Source organism: Arthrobacter sedimenti (genome assembly GCF_042652025.1).
GTDB lineage: Bacteria > Actinomycetota > Actinomycetes > Actinomycetales > Micrococcaceae > Arthrobacter > Arthrobacter sedimenti.
Window position 1 is genome coordinate 297941 of the sequence record NZ_JBHSDQ010000001.1, and the last position, 19717, is coordinate 317657.

Consider the following 19717-nt stretch of genomic DNA (forward strand, 5'->3'; position numbering starts at 1 on the left):
AACGATAGACTGGGCCGTGCTGCCTGACAGTCCCCTCGCATGCGGGTCGGTCAATCCGGATAAGCGAAAAGGAACAGTGAGACGTGACGCGCCAGAGTGACGCCCGAGTGGTGGCCATTATTTCAGCATTCCACCCCCCTGAGGACTTGCCCGAGAGGGTCCTGGAGCTCAACAAGCAAGTGGCGCAGACCGTGGTGGTGGACGATGGTTCCGACATAAACCGCTCCAGCCCCGTATTGCAGGAGCTCGAAGGGATGGGCTGCTCAGTAATCCGGATGCCCGGAAATGTAGGCATTGCCGCCGCCCTCAACGCCGGCATCGATTTGGCGCTCAAAAACTGGTCCCCCGACTTTGTGTTGACCCTGGACCAGGACTCGGCGCTGGATCCCGGCTACGTAGCTGCGGCGCTGGAGACCTTTGCAGAAGCCAAGGCCAAGGGAATCGAGCCGGGGCTCGTCAGCGCCCAGTCGCACAATGGACTCAACGTTCCCCTGCTCACCCGACGGGCAGAGTTTCCCGAGGCGTTCGATCCCTTGCAGTCCGGCGCCCTGATACCCGTCTCCACCCTCAAGTCCGTTGGGATGATGGACGAGCGGCTCTTCATAGACTGCGTGGACTCGGAATTCAACCTGCGCGTACGGTCGCATGGCCTTGCGACTTTGATCGGAAAAGGCTGCAATATGACCCACTCACTGGGGCACGCACAGCCGATGATGTTGTTCGGGTGGCACGTAACGGTTTTGGGCATCAAACGGCACGTCCACTCGCATGCGCCGTTCCGGGTCTACTACATAACCCGGAACAGCATTTACCTGTGGCGCCAATACGGGGCGCGCTTTCCGGGCTGGCTGGTGCGGCGGCTCCGCTTCCAGATGGAAAGTGACATCTTCAGGCTGCTGTACGGCGCAAACCGCAAAGGCCAACTGCGCGCGCTCGCCCGGGGGTGCTGGGATGGCTGGACCGGACGGCTTGGGAAAATCGATCCTTCGCTGCAGGAACGGATCAGTTCATGAGCGCAAAAGAAACTGTCCGGGTATCTGTCTGCATGGCCACCTACAACGGCCAGGATTACGTTGCGGAGCAAATAGCGTCCATCCTCGACCAACTTTCGCCGGATGATGAACTCGTCGTCGTTGACGATGCCTCCAAGGATGCAACGACCGACGTCGTCCGCAGGATCAAGGATCCGCGCATAATCCTCCTTCCGAGCGGGGAAAATCAGGGCTACGTTGCCAGCTTCGAGAAGGCTATCGCGGCGAGCAGAGGGGCCTACATTATGCTCTCTGACCAGGACGACGTCTGGATACCCGGGCGGCTGGACAAACTGCTGAAGGCCCTGCAAACCAAGGCATTCGCGGCAAGCAATTTCACCGTGTTCGGCGGCCCTGCCAACAAATTGCAGAAAGTGCAATTGAAGGAGGCCGACAGCAGGCGGTGGCTAGCCAACCTGGTCACTACGTGGATCGGCATCCGGCCCTACTACGGCTGCACCATGGCTTTCCGCGCCGACGCGAAACGGCTCATTCTTCCTTTCCCGTCGTTTCTGACTGAAACGCATGACCAGTGGATAGCAATCGTGGCGAACCTGAACCGGGAAATGGCACACGTGGAATCTGCCACCGTGGCACGCCGTTTGCACGAGCAAAACACCACACCCAAATCGCGACGGCCCGTCTCCGTTATCATCCGGGCAAGGGTCATGCTGCTCCGTGCCTTCTTCGTTGCCCTAAGTCGAAAGCTCCAGACCCGATGACCGGTACGCCTTCCAGTCCGTCCTTAGCTGCCCAGACCTTCGCCGGATCATACGGAGCGGTGGCTCTGGCGGCCTATGAGCCTGATGAAGCGATGTTCGCGCGCCAGCTTTTGTCCATCCAGGCACAGACGCATAAGGAGTTCGTATGCCTTATCTCAGTTGACGGCAACGTCGAACGGGTTCAGGGCATCGTGAAGCGCACGTGCGGCGACGATGACCGTTTCCGCGTACTCGGATACGACAACAGGCTCGGGTTCCATCACAACTTTGAGCGGGCGCTGAAGGAAGTGCCGGCGGAGGCCCGCTGGGTTGCCCTCAGCGACCAGGATGACTACTGGTATCCCCAGAAGCTGACCAAGCTACTGCCGTATCTGGATGATTCCGCGCTTGTGACCTGCCAGGCGCGGGTAGTGTCAGCGGAAATTTCAATGACAGATCCCGATCCGGCCAAAGGCGAGTTGACCGACCGGAAGAATGTTGGCGCAGCCGACCTCTTCGCCAATAATCAAGTCACAGGCTCGCTGTGTGCCTTCCGCCGTGAGGTCCTCGACTTGGCGCTGCCTTTTCCATCTCTGGCCGCTCCCTCCCAGTACCACGACCACTGGATCGCACTTTGCGCCATGGCCGGAAAGGGCGTCAGGATCGAAGACTTGGTGCTGCAGGATTACGTCCAACATGGCGGCAACGTAGTTGGGGAATCGAGCCAGAGCCTTGTCGGCTCGATCCGGAACACCTTCCGGTTCGTCCGCCGCTACGAAGGCAATGCCTCACCACGGAGTATCTGCAGGATCATTTACAAGACGGGGCTGGGCTGGCGGACGCTGATGGCACGTACGCTCCTGCAGCGTGGTCAGCCAGCGGGGCAACCCTTCCCGGCCGATCTGACGGAAGCCTTGGATGTATATGCCAAGCCCCGCACCGTACGGCTTGTGCAGCTTCTGGCCGGCGGTTGGCGGCGCCGGAACGTACCCATGATGAGGGTCCTGGAGATCCTGCTCGGCGCCGTTTTCAGACCTTGGTGCCGCTAGGGCCGGGAACCAAACTGCTTCCGCTTCTCGGGCGGCAGGGTGGCGAAAAGGTCGCCTGGCTGAAGCGCAGCGGGCGTGCGGAACATCCCGTGGGCGAGGCCCCGTGCGGTGCTCGAGACCCAGAGCCGCTTGTTTCCAGCGATCTTGAACTGATGGAGCGCCAGTACTGACAACTCCGCAAGCCTGAAGAGCGGACGCTGAGTAAGCGACCACGGCCGAGGGCTGAGGCGGGTGATCCACAACTGGTTTCGCAGGTAGTAGTAAAGGCGTCCGCCCATGTCCTTTTTTCCGGCATTATTGGGGTGCTTCATGCGCGCCTCGACTACGTGGATGCCGAAGGAGGTACGGGCCAAGCGCTTGGTGTACTCAACGTCGTCAAACCAAATGAAGAAGTCTGCATAGGGAAGGGGCATGGCCGCCGAAAGCTTGAGATCGACAAGGGCCCCTACAAACGTGGTGTGCGTCAGCGCAATGCCCCCCAGCTTCCGGGCGACAAGCTGCGCATTGGCGTCCGTCGACACTGCTGGGAGGTTCCCTTGGACAACCGCTCCGGTCTCGTCTTCAACAAGCGGCGCGGCAAATCCCGGCCGCGGTTCGCTCTCCATCGCAGCAACGAGGGGCCCCAATGCATCCCTTCTGGGCTCGGCGTCGTCGTCCATCAACCAGGCGAGACTGTGCCCATGCTTCAAGGCAAGCTCAAGACCCCAAGCGAATCCGCCGGCCCCACCCAGATTCGCCCCGGTTTCAAAGAGTGTGATGCCTGGATGGTTTTGCCGTACGTAATCGGCACTGCCGTCAGTGGAGCCATTTTCGACCACGATGATCTCATCCAGTGGCCGAGTTTGCTCCTCCAATGCCGTGAGGCACTTCTTCAGATAATCCAGTCTATTGAAGGACACAACTACGGCTGCTACGGACATGGACCATCCTGACTTTGCGGTGCGAGTTACCAATACAGCTTAGTGGACCGGCGTGGGCTTGCGGAGCGGCAGTGCCATCGCTGCTCTAAGCTGGAGACTTTGGCGCTTAACCCGCGCCTGGGATCGAAAGGTTGGTCTAAGCGTCATGAAGGCAATCATGGCCGCCCTGTTTCGCATGGGTACCTTCGCTCTCACCGTTGGAGCAGGAACTGTCGTTGGACTTCTCGCGATTCCAATCATCACGAGAGTGGTGGGTGCCGATGCGTGGGCGGTGCAGGTTCTCGTGCAATCGCTCGCAACCCTGTTTGGTGTAGTCGTTGCTTTCGGCTGGGGAACAATAGGTCCGGGTCTTGTAGCCTCCCATGACCGCAGGGACCGGCCGCAGCTTTTTTTGGACTCCCTAATCACCCGCACGTACCTGCTGCTCGTGGCTGCTCCTGTCATGATGATCGTCTTGGCAGTGCTGCGGCCCCGGGAAGCTGTGTTTGTTTCTATCGCTTCAGCCGCCTACCTCATGCCATTCGTCGGGGCTTCCTGGTACTTTGTCGGCGAGGGCAAGCCCATGAGACTGTTCCTCTTTGATGCCCTCCCCCAGTTGCTCGGCACGGTGGCAGGCGTGGGCGTTCTGGTGATGACCGGGGATTTCACGTTACTGGTCATCACGCAACTGGTCTTCAACATTTGTGCCGTTGTGATTAGTTCCCGCGTGATACTTCGGGACGGTAGCGGCCAACTGGCGCCCAACTTTTCTTTGCGGAACTCTCTCCGGCAAATGGCGCAGCAGCGGCATGGGGTCATCACGGCAGCCACTGGAAGCTTTTACGTCAACTTGCCCATGGTGGCGGTGAATATGATCATTCCCGCGCAATTGGCGAGCTACGCCATCGCCGACCGTCTCTTCCGCTTCTCGGTCACCGCGTTCTCCCCCATTCTGCAATTCGTTCAAGGCTGGATCCCCGAGGGGGGTGCTGGCTCCACTGCCCATAGGATCAGGAGGGCAGCACAATTTGCCCCGCTACTGGGGATTGTCGGGGGTTCAGTTCTCGCGGCGGCGGGACCTTGGGCGGCCCAACTCCTTGTCCCTGGACCGACCAATTTCGGTTATAACCTGAGTATTCCCGTTGGTACTAGTTTTGCTGCAGTTGCCGTGTCACAAGTCATTGGGCTTGCATGCCTGGTACCCATTGGCAAGGCCAGGGAGTTGGCGAGGTCCACTTTGGTCGGGGCTGTCCTTGGTACCCCCTTGATCCTGTTGGGAGCAGCATATTTTGGTGTGGCCGGGGTGATTTGGGGTATGGCGATTTCGGAAGTGGCGGTCGCCGCTTTCCAGGTGTACGTGCTCCGGCGTTATCTTCGTACATAAGGTAACCGGCAGCCCACATGTGATGTGCGAGGGCCCACGACGTCGCAGACCACTAAGTTTTATTCCACTGCAAGCATTAGGGAGCAGGGCACAGGTCAAGCCTGTACAGCTTCGCTTCACCCTGTGAGTCCTCCAGCGTGGCCAAACCTGCAGCTATGAGGGCGTCCAGCCCTTTGTAGCCACTGTCCCGGCCGTGTACTTCACGGTGCCCGAAGTCGAGGATGTACTCGATCTTCAGGCTGTCTACTGTGGGGCACACGGCGGGATCGTCCTTGGAAGGAACAGGCCCGTTGAGTAGCGGCGCCGCGCCTTGCGGAACAGCACTGAGGATGTGCAGCTGGACGAGCTTCCGGTCAGCGAAGGCGTAGGCGAGCGAGCTGCCGTTCCAGGGATTCCCGACCATAAGGGCATCCTTGGGTACTTCTCCGGGCAGGCGTTTGATGAGCGCCAGCTCATCAGTGGAGACCAGCGGCGAATCCTCCGACAACCGATAGGATCCCGCCATCGAAGCTTGCGCCTGGCTGACGTTGCCGCGTTGAGTGGCCGCTGCCAATGCCACAATCATGACGATTCCAGCAGCGGTGAAGAGAACCGCGGGACGCAGCCTGTTCCTCGTGGTTGCCCCCTCGAAGGTTCGGCCAGGCCGCCTTTTGTTCAGGTAGCCGGCAGCCAGCGCCAGGGCTGAGGACAACCAGCACCAGACCTCGACGGCGCCCCTGCAGGCCAGCGGGATTGTCACCAATGGCAGGAGTGCGGCCAGGCGGGGCGGATCGTTGTACCAGATACCAGTGAGAGACAGCCGGAAGTCATCCGCAGGAAAGGAACTGACGACGACGAAGAGAGCTGCCGCGACCAGGTAAGTTCCCAGCAGCCATACCTTGCGGCCGGAACGGATGGTCGCATAGATGCCAAGGAGCGTCAGCGCCATGACGGCCCAAGCAACGGGGCGTCCGATCGCCGAACTGGCAATCAGTTCCCCGATGGCCTGGCCCGTCGTCTCCACCGGTGGCCAGAAAGCAGCCTCCGCCGGGGGACGCACGACGTCCCACAGAAGGCGGATCAGTACGACGGCGGCAACGAAAGCCAGTACCAGGGCAGCCGAAGCGGCCACTCGTCCCTTGCCCCTCCGGGACCTAAGGGTTTTAGCGAAAACGCGGACATAGACATAGAAGGCGGGAGGCAACATCAAAGCAAGCCAGGCCATGGCGGCACTGGGGTGGGCGAGGGCCATACCGGGTAGAACAGCGAGCAACAGCAGCAGGCTCATGATCCTGGACCCGTGCGAAACGGCGGACAGGCCAAGCGCATCCACTCCCAGGGCCAATACCAGGGGCAGCAGGGCCAGCGCCAGGAAATTCGGGTAGAGGACTCCGAAATCCAGCAGGGAGATGGGGAACGCGCCAAAGGCGGCAGACAGCACGCCTGCCGTGATGCTGACCGCGGGACGGCGTCCCCAGATAGTCTGCGCGAGATATATACATCCGAGCGGCCACACCAGGGCGGCGACGACTATGTTGACGGCGTTCACTGACGAGGTTATTTCCCCACCGCCGGCACTCACGAGCAGGGACACGACGTCGTGCCAGGCGGCAGGATACGACCCCGCACCTGTCATGGCGTTGAGGGTAAGGGACGAACCGGACCCGGTGTCGAGAATGTACCGTACCGCGTTCAAGTGGAAGACGTTATCGAAGGTCTGCGAGAACGACTCAGGCGAGCCAATGGCGTTCAGGAGCCTGCGCCCTATCAGGAATGCTGCCACGGCCGCTGCCGCTAAAGATGCAACGATCCAATAGCGCGGCCTGTCCTCACCAGCCAATTCAACCGGTTTGGCTCTCTTTCGAAGCAAAACGGAAGCGCCAAAGGCTACTACTGCCATTCCAATGGTTACCGCCACCACCGGCAACACCGACCACGAGACTCCGAGGAAGGGTGCGGCGATGGCCGCCACACCGATGACCGAGACGCTTACGCCCGGAGCTGCCGCGACCGCCCGGGGTGCGCCAAGCCGCGCAGCGAAGCCAACGGCAAGTCCCGGAATGAACAGCAGAACCACTGCGAGGAGAAACTGCGGTACTGCGTCAAACCAGGACAAGAATCCTCCGAAAAGTTGTCGGCACGCCAGCCGAAGCGGCACCTCGTACCGCTGATGGTCAATCAAAAAGTGAGCGCAGCCGTTGACCTGCTGCAGATGACGCCCGTCAGGCCCTCAAAATCGAGACGGCCTCCTGGATGGGTCCATCGAATTTCACGTTACCGTGCTCCATCAGGATTCCCCGGTCGCAGATGCGGGAAACGAGGTCCAAGTCGTGGCTCACCACAACGAGTGTCTTTCCCTCGTGCGCCAGTTCCTGGATCTTATCGATGCATTTGCGCTGGAAAGGCTCGTCACCGACCGCGAGAATCTCATCGATCAGGAAGACTTCCGGGTCTGTATGCACGGCGACCGAAAAAGCCAGGCGCAGGTACATCCCGGAAGAGTAGAACTTGACCTCGGTATCAATGAACTGGCCGATCTCGGAAAACTCGACAATAGCGTCGAACCTCTCCTTAATTTGCTGCTCAGTCATTCCCAGGATGGCACCGTTGAGGAACACGTTGTCCCGCCCGGAGAGGTCGGGGTGGAAGCCGGCACCTACTTCGATAAGTCCGGCAACCCGGCCCCTCGTCTTTACCATTCCGGTGTCGGGAAGCATGACTCCCGAAATGTGCTTCAGCAAAGTGGACTTGCCCGAACCGTTCAGGCCCAGGAGCGCCACGGTCTCCCCTGCCTCGACGTCAAGAGATACGTTCTTCAGGGCGTGGAACTTCTCGGAAAGATCTCCCTTGCGCCCCTTTATGAGCCAAACGACGGCTTCCTTGATGGACCGTGTGTGGCGCAGGACAAACTGCTTGCTGATATCCGAAACTTCAATTGCCTTGACCACTTATAGCTCCTGCGCGAAACGGCCCTCAAGGCGCCGGAAGGTGAATTGGCCCAAGAGGAGGATGGCCACCGCCACGCCCAGCCCAACAAACAGCCAAAGACTGAAAAGATTCGGGGGCATGGCCACGGATCCGTCCGTTGTGGGGAACCAGAACGCATAATGAAAAAGCTCCACCCCAATAGTGATCGGGTTTGCTTGGTAGACGGCGAACCACCCCGCACCAAGCTTGTCGTGGACCATGGACCACGCATACATCACAGGGGAAGCCCAGGTGGCAACCATCAGGAGCATATCCACCAGGTTTTCCGAATCCCGGAAATAGACGTTGGCAGCCCCGAACAAGAGACCTAGTCCCGTGGCAAGCAGAGCCACGATAACGAAACCCGCAACCGCAGCCAGCAGTTGAATGAGGTTGGGATGCCAGCCGGCCAGGACACACCCGATGACCAGCACCACCAGCTGCGGGAAGAAGTGCACAGCCGAGACCCAGACGGAAGCAACGGGAAAGAGCTCGCGCGGAAGGTAGATCTTCTTGATGAGGTTTCCGTTATTGACTATCGACCGCGCGGCGTTGCCCAAAGCCTCGGTAAAGAAGTTAATCAGGACAATGCCGGAGAACAGGTAGACCGCGTAGTTTGAGAGCCCTTCCGGGTTCCGTGCACTCCGCTCAAGGCCGAGGAAAACCCCCAAGGCCACGTAGAAGACAATGAACTGCACCCCGGGCTTCACGTACGACCACAACAGGCCCAGCACGGAGCCCCGGTAACGCACCTTGAGTTCCTTGCGGACCAGCAGCTTGAGCAGGAAGCCGGACTGCCTGATGTCCCGCAACCCACCGCCCAGCCCGGGAGTGGTCAGCTCACCGGATGCGATTGCGCTCACTTGATCTCGTTCTGGGTGTGTTGCTCGAACGTCTTCCTCCAGGACTCCATGGAGGTCAGCTCCGAAACGGCGGACTTGTACTTCTTACTGAGAGCAGGCCACTCCTTCAGCAGGGCAGAGTGGAGCTTGGCGCTTTCGGCCAGCATCTTCCGCAGCCGCTGGGGATCACGTCGGTACCAGGAGGCCCCTGTGCCCTCGGCATTGGACACCACGGCACTGTCATACTGTGCCATCCGCCACCACCGGTTGTCCTGGTGCGCAATTGTCGTCTGTGGGCGCTCGGCGCTGGTGCCCTTGACCGGGCTCGCCAGTTGCCGGACGACAGTCTTTGCGGCCCAGGGAAGGAGCGTCAGCTTCCCGGGCTGGGAGGGGCCGTGGCCGCGGCGTGGCGGCTTATCCATCTTTGGCGCAGGGAAGTCCTCCGGGTCTGGCCGGAAAACCGCGTCAGAGTGTGCAGACATCATGTCGCGGATCTGCGGCAGCTTGGCGGACAGCAGTCCTGGCAGGGTATCCGGGCCCTTCAGCACATCTTCCAACGCCCACTGCCGGCCCTGCGCTGTGGCGTACTGCATGGAGACGAGGTGCTTGACGTCGGCGTACTGCGACTCCTTGATGACCCTGCCGCCGAACTCGTAGGGGCTGTGAAGGAGCGCGGCCACTACCCTGTTGCGGGCGTGGAAGTAGGCCTGCCAGCCGACAAGGTCGTCCTTGTCGATCCACGAGACATGCCAGACAGCTGAGCCGGGCAAGGACACCGTCGGGTAGCCGGCGGCCTTGGCCCGCAACCCGTACTCGGAATCGTCCCACTTGATGAACAGTGGGAGTGACAATCCGATATCGCGGATGACCTGCGTGGGGATGAGGCACATCCACCAGCCGTTGTAGTCGACGTCGCAACGCCGGTGCAGCCAGGGGGTCTGTCGAAGGTTGGACGACAGGAAGTCGTGGCCCAGGATCATGTCCTCGCTGGGGAGCGACGGCTGGAACCTGTAGGGATTGACCACCTCGCCGAAGGTATGCAGCACAGTGCGGTTGTAGAGGTCGAACATGTGCCCGCCGACAAGAGTCGGGGTCTTGCACCGATCCGCGAAAGTCAGCAGGCGGATGATGCTTTCCGGTTCGACAACCACGTCATCGTCCATCAAGAGGGCGTAGTCGCTGCCGTTCTCTACAGCTTCAAACATGCCGCGGGCGAACCCGCCCGAGCCGCCCAGGTTGGACTGGTTGATGATGCGAAGCTTGCCGTTCAGGGACCGCTTGACTTCGTCGAAGCCCTCTGCGTCGGCAAGCTTCTGCGTCCCCTGGTCCACAATCAGGATTTCCTGCACGTGGGCAAGTGCTTCTTCGCTTTCCGCAAGGAGGCGCAGGTTGTTCAGGCAGAAATCCGTCTTGTTCAGCGTGGTGATTTGGAGCGTGACGGACCCCGGCGTTGTTTCGACCGCTGCTCCTTGCCACTCGGCGTCGAGCATGATCAACGGCTCTGTACCGGCAAGCAGGTCAAACCAGTACCATCCGCCATCACCGAAAGGTGCGAGCGAAAGCTCAAAGGTGCTTTCCGCTGTGCCTTCAACCCTTCGAGTGTCCACCCGCTGCAGGGACCCGCGCGCATTCGACTTGTACACGATGACGGAGCCGGTCCCTTGGGTTCGGACCTGCAGCCTGACCTTGTCCACGGTGGTCCACCGCCGCCAATAGCTGGCCGGGAATGCATTGAAGTAGGAACCGAAGGACACCCGCTCGCCTGAGCGGACAGACGTTGAGTGGCGTGAAAGGAAGTCTTCCACGTGGGCTTCCTTGGTGGGGCTGCTGATGGTCCGGGCCTTGCTGGCCTTCCCCTCACGGTCCCCGGCAGTAGGCAGTTGGATACCGGTAGCGGTGCCCATGTCCATGTACAGGGGAACCGTGTCCATCTGGCTTGCACTGGGCAGGATCACGCGTTGAAGCGTCTGCCACGCCTGCGGGCTTCCCGTCCGGTCAGTCTTCACGGACTTCTTCGTCTTGTTGTCGGTAGGGACGCTCATGCGTCGACTCCCCCGCTTTCAAGCTGTACGCCGCTTTCGAAGTGCGGCCTGATCTTGTTATCGAACATGCTCAATGCGGCTCCGATGGCCATGTGCATGTCCAGGTACTTGTAGGTGCCCAGCCGGCCACCGAACAGAACATCCTTCTCTGCCGCCGCCAGGTCGCGGTACTTGAGCAGGCGCTCCCTGTCCGCGGAGGTGTTGACCGGGTAGTAGGGCTCGTCGCCCTTCTCTGCGAAACGGGAGAACTCACGCATGATGACCGTCTTTTCGGTCTGGTAGTCGCGCTCCGGGTGGAAGTGGCGGGGTTCGATGATGCGGGTGTAGGGAACATCGGCGTCGTTGTAGTTCACAACGGACGTGCCCTGGAAGTCACCCATCTCCAGGACTTCTTCCTCGAAGTCGATGGTGCGCCAGGACAAGTCGCCCTCGGCGTAGTCGAAGTACCGGTCAACCGGGCCGGTGTAGACGACGGGGATGTTGCCCACAACCTTGTTCTTGCTGTACTCGTGGGATTCGTCGAAGAAGTCCGTGTTGAGCCGCACCTCGATGTTGGGGTGCTCCGCCATCTTTTCGATCCATGCGGTATAACCGTTGGTCGGCAGGCCCTCGTACTTGTCGTTGAAGTACCGGTTGTCGTAGTTGTAGCGGACGGGCAACCGGGAGATGATGCCCGCCGGAAGGTCTTTGGGGTCCGTCTGCCACTGCTTGCCGGTGTAGTGCTTGATGAACGCTTCGTACAACGGGCGGCCAATGAGCTGGATGCCCTTGTCGTTCAGGTTTTGCGGGTCCGTTCCGGCCAGTTCGCCGGCCTGTTCCTTGATAAGGTCCCTGGCCTGGCCGGGGGTGAGGTTGGCCCGGAAGAACTGGTTGATTGTGGCCAGGTTGATCGGCAGTGAGTAGACCTCGCCCTTGTGGACGCCATAGACCTTATGGACGTAGTCCGTGAAGGTGGTGAACCTGTTCACGTACTCCCACACCCGCTCGTTGGAGGTGTGGAAAAGGTGGGCGCCATACCGGTGGATTTCAATCCCGGTCTGCTCTTCCTTTTCGCTGTACGCGTTTCCGCCGATGTGATGGCGACGGTCGATGACGACGACCTTCAGGCCGAGCTCAGTGGCGGCCTGTTCTGCGATTGTCAGGCCAAAAAAGCCGGACCCTACGATGACGAGGTCAGCGGTCACAAAATCTCCTGGTTCGAATGCGGGCAGCGCAATGGTGCGCATTGTCTGCTGCTCTAGCCTACCCGAGGGACTGCACGGGCCGTCGAATCAGCCCGCTGGCTGTGAGCCGGCACACAGGCCGCCGTCAGGCAAGGCGCAGTGTCCCGCCGTCTTCAATGTAGGCCTCCCCCGTACCGGGGCAGATCCACTGCCCGCCCTCCTGCCGGAGTGGCTGGCCGGCCCTCCCCACCCAACCAATACGACGCGCGGGTACCCCGGCAACGAGCGCAAAGTCCGGCACGTCCCTGGTGACGACGGCGCCCGCCGCCACCGTGGCCCACGCGCCGATGGTCAGGGGTGCTATGCAGACTGCCCGCGCCCCGATGGCAGCCCCCTGCCGGATGGTGACACCCACTTTGTCCCAGTCGTCCTCCGTTTTAAGGACGCCCTGCGGTGTGACAGCCCGGGGAAAGACATCGTTGGTCAGCACCGCTGCCGGACCAATGAAGACACCTGCTTCCAGGACCGCGGGCTCGTACACCAGCGCGTAGTTCTGGACCTTGCAGTTCTCCCCCAGTACCACCCCAGGCCCTATGTAGGCGCCGCGGCCGATGACGCAGTTCTCCCCCAGGCGGGCTGCCTCCCTGATCTGTGCGAGATGCCACACCTTGGTGCCTGCCCCGATGTGGGCTCCGGTCGCAACGTCCGCGCTGTCAGCGATCGTGGTCAAGGGGGACTCCTTCGCAACTCACGGACGCATTGGCCAGGTCCAGGATGTAGTGATCCTAACCGCGCTGCCAGGCTCCGGGGACACCAGAAACCACACGTTTATCCACATAGAGCCTGAAGTGCCTGCCCGGGCCTGCCCGCCGTGGTTAGCGTGTGGGTTACAACATGAAGGATCCCAACCATGACATTCAACTGCACGCTGGTTGGCGGCCCGGGATCACCGAAGGTCGAGCCACCTGTGGAATTATCCATCGATGCCCCGTTTGGCACGTCCGGCTCCGTGATTCACCAGCAGTTGGTACGAAAGTTCGGCGCAGGCGCTGTCACCGTGGACGGGGAAGATTTATGCTGCCTGGTGCTGGGTGTTCCTCCGTTGGTGGAGGCGGCCATCCTTGTCGATGCCGGCACCGCTCCTTTGAGGCGGCGGCCTGAACGTCCGCCGGTGGGCGGTCCTGTGGCTCCGCTGGCCCTCACTGTTGACAGCGGCGCGGCAGCGGGAACGATTGTCCGGCTCCAACGTGGCAGCTACAGCATTGGCCGCAGCGGCACGAGGATTGTCATTCCGGATCCGGAGCTTTCCCGCGAACACGCCCGCGTCGTGGTTACGGAGACGGACATCATGTTGGTTGACCTGGATAGCGCCAACGGGACATACGTCAACGGGGAGCGGATCCGCAGCACGGTCATCTCCACGGACTCCAGCATCAGGTGCGGGCAGTCCAACCTGTCACTGGTTTTTGCAGAACTGCCGGTTCAGATCCTGGCAGATGCTGGAAAGTCGGTGGCGGACCCGATCGTGGTGGCCGGCCGGGCCGAGGCCGGAAACCGTCTCGTACTCCTTGTCACCGCTGTTCTGCCACTTGCAATCGGGGTGCTGCTCGCCTCGTTCACCGGCATGTGGATGTTCCTCGCCTTTTCCCTGGCTTCCGCGTTCCCGGTCCTGGTTACCGCCCTCAGCGGAAGGCGGCAGAAGCGGGATTTGTCCGCCGCTGTGGATGCCGCTGTCGAGGAAGACAGAAAACGCCGACGGCGGTGCGCCCCTCCCCTGTCGCTCGTAGCAATGGCCGCGGAATCAGCCAAGGAGATGCCCTATGACGATACGGGCGCCGATGGCATCTGGCTGCGGGTGGGCCAGGCAGAACAGGCGCCGAACATCAGAGTCGAACCGCTTGGCGCTGCCCAAGTGGTTCCATCCTCCGGAATTGCGCCTGTGCTGCTCGACCCGGCCCGCCCGCTCACCACGGTGGGCGGACCGCGCTTTGCCACCGACGGGGCCATCCGCTCCTTCCTCATGCAACTGGCGGGGTACCCGCGCGGGGGCACCACCCAGGTCGTCGTCCACGGGACGCCGGGAACCCTGCCACTCGCTGCCCGCTACCTTTCCAGGGTGACGCTCACGGCAACAGCCGGTGCCGGACTCGGAGTCGTGAACAGCAGCCATCCACCAGGCTGCGAGCGCGGGGTCCTGTTGATTAGGGGGGAATCCTCCACGCTCGAGGCTGAACACCGGATCCGCGAAGCAGCACTCCGGCACGGGTGGCAGGTTCTGCATTTCCTTCCGGACGAAGGGGAACGGCCCGCACCCGATGTCCTTCTATCCGAACGACACTCGGTGGCACTGTTAGACCTCGGCGAGACGGTCTTCGTCCCCGACCTGGCACCCGAAGGCGTGTTCACCCGTTTTTGCCGGCGCCTGGCAGGCGAACATTCCGGGGACGGGGAAGCGGGCAGTGTTGTTCCGGCTGCCTGCAGCCTCGGCCAGGTCCTGTCCCTCACCCCTGAGGCCACAGCTGACCGCTGGGACTCCAGTGCACAGGATGACGGGCTGGCCGCACCGCTGGGACGGAGCGCAGCCGGAACGAAGTACATCGACCTCCATGCCGACGGACCCCACCTTCTGGTCGCAGGCACCACCGGCTCGGGAAAGTCGGAATTGCTCCGCAGCCTCACACTTGCCCTCGCCCTGAGCCATCCGCCGGAGCGGGTCAACTTCTTTTTCATCGATTTCAAGGGCGGTTCAGGGCTGGCCCCGTTGGCCAGCCTCGTGCACTGTGTCGGGTTGCAGACAGACCTTTCCAATGGCGAAATGGTCCGGACACTGACTTCACTCCGCGCCGAAGTGCGGCTTCGGGAGAGCTGCCTTTCAGCCGCCCGCGTCCCGGATATCTCCGCATACCGCTCCACGGCTGCGGCCCGGGACTTTGTCCTTCCCCATCTGGTCATCGTCATCGACGAGTTCCGGATGCTGGTTGACGACGCCCCGGAAGCACTGCGTGAACTGCTGCGGATTGCAGCTATCGGGCGATCGCTCGGCATCCACTTGGTGATGGCAACGCAGCGACCGCAGGGCGCCCTGACGGCAGACATCCGCGCCAACGTCACCTCCAGCATTGCCCTTCGCGTGCAGTCAGCTATGGAGTCGTTGGATATCGTCAACTCAAAGGCCGCCGCGGCCATCAGTGTCGACTCGCCAGGCCGCGCCTTCCTGGCCCGTGGAGCGGAGGCAGCAGAGGAGTTCCAGGCAGCCTCCCTCGCCCCACCTTCCGGGGTCAGCCGTTCCGCCGCAATTGAAGTCCACCGGACAACTGATTACCTCACCGCACACGGCGACGAACCCGGCCACGGGCCAGCCGCTGCGCCAACCCCCGCGCGGGCAGTGGAACCGCTGACAGCCATGGTGCGGAACCTGTGCGCCGCGCAGGAAAAAGCACTGCCACGGAGGCCTGTAGCTCCGCCTCTGCCGGAGCAACTGGAAGAACCTGCTCCGTGTGGCCCCGCCTGGAGCCCGGCAACCGCCACCCCCAGCCGGGGGGAACCCCTGGCCCAAGCCGGCCACGTACAGCTGGGCTTGATGGATCTACCGGAAAAGCAAAAGGTAGAGGCCCTGGTGTGGAGCCCCGCCCGCCACGGTCACGCTGCATTCGTCGGCGGTGCCGCTTCCGGCGCCGGAGAAGGCCTGGAACTGGCCGTCCACAAACTGATGACCCGTCCTGCTGAAACCCACTTTTACCTGTTGGACGCCACAGGAGGCTTCTTGCCGCTGGCCCGGGCAGCCAGGACGGGCGCTCATGCCGGACTGCACGAGCTGCGGCGTGGAGTACGGATCCTGGAGCGGCTGGCGCGGGAACTTGGGCAGCGGCTGAGTAATCCAGCCGGCAGCCGGACACCTCTCGTCCTCGTCATCTCCGGTTGGGGGTCCTGGGTTTCGGCCTTCCGGTCGGGGCCGTTGGCCTGGGCTGAGGACCTGGTCCACGACCTCGTTCGTGACGGCGCCACAGCAGGAATCACGCTGCTGCTCTCGGGCGAGCGCGAGCTGGTAACGGCCAGGTTTTTCGGCGCCCTTCCCAACCGCTTCTACTTTCCGGCCGGTTCCACGGAGGAAAGCCGGGGCATGTGGCCGCGGCTGCCCTCGGCCCCGGCCGTCCAGGGGCGGGCGGCAGTCTTTGGCCCTGCCTCCGGCGGCGACCCCGCAGTGTGCCAGTTCTACCGCACCGCTGTCCCGGACATCGCGGGCAACCCCAATTACCTGCCTGCGGGCCCGCCTCCATTTCGCGTGGCACCCCTCCCGGTGACAATCACGGTCAGTCAGGTTGCAGCAATGGCAGAGCCAACGCGAGTTGGCCCTGTCCCCGAACACCCGTCACCAGGACGGGACGGGATGGACGGAGGGCCCCATTCCGGATTGTCAGCAACGGCGCCCCCGGGAAGGGACCGACGCCAGCGCGAGATCCTCCTCGGGGTATCGGGGGACGAAGTTGCCCCACTGTCCTTTCGCCTGCCCGGCGGCGGCGTCATGGCGGTCCTTGGCAGCCCCGGAAGCGGCAAGACCAATACCTTGCACGCACTGGAGGCGCTCAACCCGGAACAGTCCTGGTGCACCTGTCCTGAACCGTCGGACCCGGCTGGAAGTTTTTGGTCCCAGCTGCTGGTGCAGGCCGAAGCAGGACAGGTGCCCCGCGGGTCAATTCTCCTTGTTGATGATGTCGATCTGCTCGCACCACCCGCAATAAGGGACTTAAGCCAGTTGACTGCCCTTGGCTACCCTGCCGTGGTCACCGCCGCTTTCAGCCCGGCGCTCCCCCAGCGCATTCCGCTGATCATGAGCTCCAGGGCATCGGGCATTGGACTGCTGCTCTGTCCGCGCTCAGCAGCTGACGGTGACCTGTTCGGAAGCCGGTTCGAAATCGAGCCGAATCCCCCGGCCGGCCGCGGCGTGCTGATCTCCGGCGGCCGGTCCTGCTCCCTTCAGGTGGCCAGGGCGGAGCATGGGAGCGAGCTTCACCGTCCCACAAACATGTAGGCCCCGGATTGGGAACACCCCGGCTGCAAGGTCAGAGAGTGGGCGGCGCGGTCCCTGTGCGTGAGGCATGGTTTATCACCCTGTTGGAGAACAGGAGAACGATGGCTGCGACCGCCGGAACCACCATTGCGATCCCGACGAGGACCAGGCCGCTCGTCATGGCCGGCACGCCAATGGTCAGTACGAACAGTTGGGCCACCAGGGCGGCCGCCCTGGTCCACCGGAAGCCCCGGTAGAGAGAGACGGCAACGGCGTAAAGCCAGGCGGAAAAGGCCAGCAGGAGGCCCAGGGTGAAGACCGCGCCCCAGAAGGACAGGACGGGGCTCCCGGACAGCAACTCGTAGGCATACCACCCCGCCGCCACCAGGAGCGCGGAAGCCTCGGCAGCAGCCACGAGCGCGACCACTTTGGCCCCACCGGGCACCGTCGACGGTCGGCCCACTGGGCGACCGGCGTCCCCGCTGGAGTCATCGGGAGAAGATGGGGTACCTGCTGGGTTCACCGGGGGTCTTGACACAATGGCACCCTACCGGACATAGTCGGACACTGGTGAAGGCGCAGGCCGACACTGTGATGCATCGCTCAGGTTTCGTGGGATTTCGGGCGTTATTACCCCTTGTTTACACAGCGTTAACATGACAGGCTTGATGCAGATGACCAAGGGGGCCCAGAGGGCCCTTTTCCTTTGTAGCCACTAGTGAATAATTTCACAAAGGCACTTCCCAGAAATGGAGCAACTGATCAGCATGGATTGGCGTAATCGCGCAGCGTGCCTCGACAAGGACCCGGAACTGTTCTTCCCCGTTGGGAATACAGGGCCGGCCCTCCTGCAGATCGAGGAAGCCAAGAGCGTCTGCCGGCGGTGCCCCGTCGTGGACACATGCCTGCAGTGGGCGCTGGAATCCGGCCAGGATGCCGGTGTGTGGGGCGGCATGAGCGAAGACGAGCGCCGCGCCCTGAAACGGCGCGCTGCCCGTGCCCGCCGCGCCTCCTAGTAAGGCTTCAAACGGCAAGGCAAAAGCGCAGAGCAACTAAAACAGGGGCCCCGGGATTATCCAGATGGATTGTCCCGGGGCCTCTGTCTGTTCTCCTGCTGGCGTTGGCCTCACTTCCGGCATGCGCCGGCAGGGAGGGGAGGCCGCGCCTTACTTGCCGGCCAGGCTCAGCCGGATCTTGACTTCGGTGCCGCCGCCCTCGCGGCGCTGCCACGTGATGGTGCCGCCCAGTTCACTGGTGACCAAGGTCCGCACGATCTGCAGGCCCAGTCCCTCAACGTGCGGGGTTTCGGGAAGTCCCACGCCGTCGTCGGCAATGGTGACCGTCAACTCCTCACCGTCTTCACCTTCGGACCGGTCGGCAACAAGCCATACTGTTCCCGCCCTGCCCTCAAGTCCGTGCTCTACGGCGTTGGTCACCAGTTCGTTGATGACCAGGGCAAGAGGGGTTGCGAGATCGCTGGGGAGTTCGCCAAACGTGCCCTCCCGCTCGGTCCGGACCTGCTGGGAGGGGGACGCCACCTCCGCGGACAGCCGGAACTGGCGCCCGATCAGCTCGTCGAAATCGACGCTTTGGGTGAGGCCCTGCGACAAGGTTTCGTGAACCAGCGCAATGGTGGCAACACGTCGCATTGCCTGTTCCAAGCCCTGCTTTGCCTCGTCGCTCCTCATGCGGCGGGACTGCATCCGCAGGAGCGCAGCAACGGTCTGAAGATTGTTCTTGACCCGGTGGTGGATCTCCCGGATGGTGGCGTCCTTAGTTACCAGCTCCATCTCACGACGGCGCAATTCGGAGACGTCGCGGCAGAGCACCAGCGCGCCAAACCGCTGCTGCTCATCACGGAGCGGAATGGCCCGCAGGGACAGGCTCACCCCCCGGGACTCAATTTCGCTGCGCCACGGCATGCGGCCGGTCACCACCAGCGGCAGGGTTTCATCAACCATCCGGCGGTCTTTCAGCAGGCCGGCCGTCACCTCAGCGAGCGAACGGCCCTCCAGGGACTCGCCGTCACCCAACCGCCGGAAGGCCGACACGCCATTGGGGCTGGCATACTGCACCACGCCGTCGGCATCCAGCCTGATCAGCCCGTCCCCCACACGGGGGGCGCCCCGGCGGGACCCGGTGGGTGAGGCAAAGTCCGGCCACAACCCCAGGGTTCCCATCCGCAGGAGGTCGTACGCGCACTGGCGGTACGTCAGTTCCAGCCGGGACGGCATCCGGGAGCTGGACAAGTCCATGTGCGTGGTGACCACCGCAAGGGTCCTGCCATTGCGGACCATGGGAACGGCCTCCACCCGCAGGGCCATCTCGCTGTTCCAGTTCGTCTCGCTGGAACGCTCGATGGTCCTGCTGTTCCACGCCCTGTCCACAAGTGGCTGCAGATCGGACCTGATGCCTTCGCCCACAAAGTCGCTGTGGAACGCCGTGTGGGTGGTGGAGGGCCGCACGTGCGCCAGCGCAATGTAGCCAAGCTCCGGGTGGGGGAACCACAGCGCCAGGTCGGCGAACGCCAGGTCCGCCACCATCTGCCAGTCCCCCACCAGGAGGTGCAGCCATTCGGCATCGCCCGGCCCGAAATCAGCGTGTTCCCTGATGGGGTCCGTAAAGATTGCCACTGCACCTCCATTTGCGACG

The 19717-nt window shown here is 62.4% G+C and carries 15 protein-coding genes; 6 read left to right on the top strand and 9 right to left on the bottom strand.

Annotation, left to right across the window (positions count from 1 at the left end):
* Positions 1 to 83 precede the first annotated feature (83 nt).
* Genes ACFO0G_RS01355 through ACFO0G_RS01365 form a run of 3 tightly spaced genes read left to right on the top strand, consistent with a single transcriptional unit; the run spans position 84 to position 2781 of the window.
* Entirely contained in the window at positions 84 to 1013 is a 930-nt protein-coding gene (locus ACFO0G_RS01355) for a glycosyltransferase (protein ID WP_286397903.1), read from the top strand.
* Positions 1010 to 1753, top strand: a complete 744-nt coding sequence (locus ACFO0G_RS01360; protein WP_286397905.1) for a glycosyltransferase — start codon at positions 1010 to 1012, stop codon at positions 1751 to 1753. The genes ACFO0G_RS01355 and ACFO0G_RS01360 overlap by 4 nt, the downstream gene beginning before the upstream one ends.
* Positions 1750 to 2781, top strand: coding sequence for a glycosyltransferase (locus ACFO0G_RS01365; protein ID WP_376976177.1), 1032 nt, complete (start codon positions 1750 to 1752; stop codon positions 2779 to 2781). The genes ACFO0G_RS01360 and ACFO0G_RS01365 overlap by 4 nt, the downstream gene beginning before the upstream one ends.
* On the opposite strand, the gene ACFO0G_RS01370 is transcribed toward ACFO0G_RS01365, so the two are convergent.
* Positions 2778 to 3701, bottom strand: coding sequence for a glycosyltransferase family 2 protein (locus ACFO0G_RS01370; RefSeq protein WP_286397909.1), 924 nt, complete (start codon positions 3699 to 3701; stop codon positions 2778 to 2780). The two genes, ACFO0G_RS01365 and ACFO0G_RS01370, sit on opposite strands and share 4 nt — an antisense overlap.
* A gap of 145 nt (positions 3702 to 3846) precedes the next feature.
* Here ACFO0G_RS01370 and ACFO0G_RS01375 point away from each other — a divergent pair, with 145 nt between their 5' ends.
* Positions 3847 to 5064, top strand: coding sequence for a lipopolysaccharide biosynthesis protein (locus ACFO0G_RS01375; RefSeq protein ID WP_376976179.1), 1218 nt, complete (start codon positions 3847 to 3849; stop codon positions 5062 to 5064).
* Positions 5065 to 5140: 76 nt separating this feature from the next.
* On the opposite strand, the gene ACFO0G_RS01380 is transcribed toward ACFO0G_RS01375, so the two are convergent.
* From ACFO0G_RS01380 to ACFO0G_RS01405, 6 genes are all read right to left on the bottom strand, one after another.
* A complete protein-coding gene (locus ACFO0G_RS01380) occupies positions 5141 to 7159 on the bottom strand; it encodes a DUF6541 family protein (RefSeq protein ID WP_376976181.1) in 2019 nt (672 codons plus the stop codon).
* A 106-nt stretch (positions 7160 to 7265) separates the two neighbouring features.
* On the bottom strand, positions 7266 to 7991 hold the full coding sequence (locus ACFO0G_RS01385) for an ABC transporter ATP-binding protein (protein WP_376976183.1): 726 nt from the start codon (positions 7989 to 7991) through the stop codon (positions 7266 to 7268).
* Positions 7992 to 8873, bottom strand: a complete 882-nt coding sequence (locus ACFO0G_RS01390) for an ABC transporter permease (RefSeq protein WP_286397915.1) — start codon at positions 8871 to 8873, stop codon at positions 7992 to 7994. It lies immediately after the preceding gene.
* Positions 8870 to 10894, bottom strand: coding sequence for a glycosyltransferase (locus tag ACFO0G_RS01395; RefSeq protein WP_376976185.1), 2025 nt, complete (start codon positions 10892 to 10894; stop codon positions 8870 to 8872). Before ACFO0G_RS01395 ends, ACFO0G_RS01390 begins: the two co-directional genes overlap by 4 nt.
* Positions 10891 to 12078: a UDP-galactopyranose mutase gene (glf, locus tag ACFO0G_RS01400; protein WP_286397917.1), complete on the bottom strand. Its 1188-nt coding sequence runs from the start codon at positions 12076 to 12078 to the stop codon at positions 10891 to 10893. Before glf ends, ACFO0G_RS01395 begins: the two co-directional genes overlap by 4 nt.
* A 124-nt stretch (positions 12079 to 12202) precedes the next feature.
* Positions 12203 to 12787, bottom strand: coding sequence for an acyltransferase (locus ACFO0G_RS01405; RefSeq protein ID WP_286397918.1), 585 nt, complete (start codon positions 12785 to 12787; stop codon positions 12203 to 12205).
* 180 nt (positions 12788 to 12967) lie between these two features.
* Here ACFO0G_RS01405 and ACFO0G_RS01410 point away from each other — a divergent pair, with 180 nt between their 5' ends.
* Positions 12968 to 17086, top strand: coding sequence for an FtsK/SpoIIIE domain-containing protein (locus ACFO0G_RS01410; RefSeq protein ID WP_376976187.1), 4119 nt, complete (start codon positions 12968 to 12970; stop codon positions 17084 to 17086).
* Positions 17087 to 17117: 31 nt separating this feature from the next.
* Here ACFO0G_RS01410 and ACFO0G_RS01415 read toward each other — a convergent pair whose 3' ends face one another.
* Positions 17118 to 17603 carry a hypothetical protein gene (locus tag ACFO0G_RS01415; protein WP_376976189.1) on the bottom strand — a complete coding sequence of 162 codons (486 nt, stop codon included), beginning with the start codon at positions 17601 to 17603 and terminating at the stop codon, positions 17118 to 17120.
* Between the two features lie 229 nt (positions 17604 to 17832).
* Between ACFO0G_RS01415 and ACFO0G_RS01420 the strand changes: the two genes are divergently transcribed.
* Positions 17833 to 18081, top strand: a complete 249-nt coding sequence (locus ACFO0G_RS01420) for a WhiB family transcriptional regulator (RefSeq protein ID WP_003804966.1) — start codon at positions 17833 to 17835, stop codon at positions 18079 to 18081.
* 150 nt (positions 18082 to 18231) lie between these two features.
* Here ACFO0G_RS01420 and ACFO0G_RS01425 read toward each other — a convergent pair whose 3' ends face one another.
* A complete protein-coding gene (locus tag ACFO0G_RS01425; protein WP_286397922.1) occupies positions 18232 to 19698 on the bottom strand; it encodes a sensor histidine kinase in 1467 nt (488 codons plus the stop codon).
* Positions 19699 to 19717: the final 19 nt, after the last annotated feature.

What these genes read in the sequence shown, in the direction of transcription:
- ACFO0G_RS01365 (WP_376976177.1), top strand. Translation starts at nt 1,750, where the DNA reads ATGACCGGTACGCCTTCCAGTCCGTCCTTAGCTGCCCAGACCTTCGCC.
- ACFO0G_RS01420 (WP_003804966.1), top strand. Translation starts at nt 17,833, where the DNA reads ATGGATTGGCGTAATCGCGCAGCGTGCCTCGACAAGGACCCGGAACTG.
- ACFO0G_RS01375 (WP_376976179.1), top strand. Translation starts at nt 3,847, where the DNA reads ATGAAGGCAATCATGGCCGCCCTGTTTCGCATGGGTACCTTCGCTCTC.
- ACFO0G_RS01410 (WP_376976187.1), top strand. Translation starts at nt 12,968, where the DNA reads ATGACATTCAACTGCACGCTGGTTGGCGGCCCGGGATCACCGAAGGTC.
- ACFO0G_RS01370 (WP_286397909.1), bottom strand. Translation starts at nt 3,701, where the DNA reads ATGTCCGTAGCAGCCGTAGTTGTGTCCTTCAATAGACTGGATTATCTG.
- ACFO0G_RS01395 (WP_376976185.1), bottom strand. Translation starts at nt 10,894, where the DNA reads ATGAGCGTCCCTACCGACAACAAGACGAAGAAGTCCGTGAAGACTGAC.
- ACFO0G_RS01360 (WP_286397905.1), top strand. Translation starts at nt 1,010, where the DNA reads ATGAGCGCAAAAGAAACTGTCCGGGTATCTGTCTGCATGGCCACCTAC.